At 55.6% G+C, this 1,107-nt stretch carries 1 protein-coding gene; it reads left to right on the plus strand.

Annotation, left to right across the window (positions count from 1 at the left end; translation table 11 throughout):
• Positions 1 to 63: 63 nt before the first annotated feature.
• Positions 64 to 1,107 (plus strand): IS3 family transposase gene (locus HA45_RS23310; protein WP_128599095.1). Its coding sequence is split into 2 segments (ribosomal slippage), with 1,045 coding nucleotides annotated over them: positions 64 to 322 and positions 322 to 1,107; the frame shifts between segments, so codons are not numbered across the junction. This gene is flagged as partial in the annotation.

Raw genomic sequence — 1,107 nt, forward strand, 5'->3', positions numbered from 1 at the left:
TGATCCTACCCGCTAATAGTAGACACACGACTAAGTGAGTAAACTCTCAACCAGAGGTGACTCATGACAAAATCAGCATCAACCAATAAGAAGCCCCGCAAACAGCACACGCCTGAATTCCGTAACGAAGCCCTGAAGCTTGCGGAACGTATCGGTGTTGCTGCCGCTGCCCGGGAACTCAGCCTGTACGAATCCCAGCTCTACGCATGGCGCAGTCAGATTAACAATGCCCGAAGCGCTTCCGAACGTGAGCAGGAAATGTCCGTTGAAATTGCCCGTCTTAAACGCCAACTGGCGGAACAGGCAGAGGAACTGGCCATTCTCCAAAAGGCCGCGACATACTTCGCGAAGCGCCTGAAATGAAGTATGTCTTCATCGAAAATCATCGGGCTGAGTTCAGCATCAAAGCCATGTGCCGGGTACTGCGGGTCGCCCGCAGCGGCTGGTATGCGTGGCGTCTGCGCCGTCAGCAGATAACACCCCGTCAGCGGTTCCGACTCGTCTGTGATACTGCTGTCCGTAAGGCATTCGCTGAGGCAAAACAGCGTTATGGTGCGCCTCGTCTCGCTGACGAACTGCCTGAGTACAACGTCAAAACGATTGCCGCCAGCCTGCGACGTCAGGGACTTCGTGCAAAGGCTGCCCGGAAGTTCAGCCCGGTCAGCTACAGAGAACACGGCCTTCCGGTGTCTGAAAATCTGCTGAAACAGGATTTTTACGCGAGTGGCCCGAATCAGAAGTGGGCAGGAGACATCACGTATCTTCACACCGACGACGGCTGGCTGTACCTCGCGGTGGTGATTGACCTGTGGTCGCGGGCTGTCATCGGTTGGTCGATGTCGTCGCGGATGACAGCGCAGCTGGCCTGCGATGCGCTGCAGATGGCACTCTGGCGACGTAAGCGACCGGGAAATGTCATTGTCCATACAGATCGTGGTGGGCAATACTGTTCGGCGGACTATCAGGCGCTGCTGAAGCGGCATAATCTGCACGGTAGCATGAGTGCCAGAGGATGTTGTTACGACAATGCCTGCGCGGAAAGCTTCTTCCACTCGCTGAAGGTGGAATGTATCCACGGGGAACGCTTTATCAGCAGGGAAATCATGA

This window comes from Pantoea rodasii, assembly GCF_002095465.1.
Classification (GTDB): Bacteria; Pseudomonadota; Gammaproteobacteria; order Enterobacterales; family Enterobacteriaceae; genus Pantoea; species Pantoea rodasii.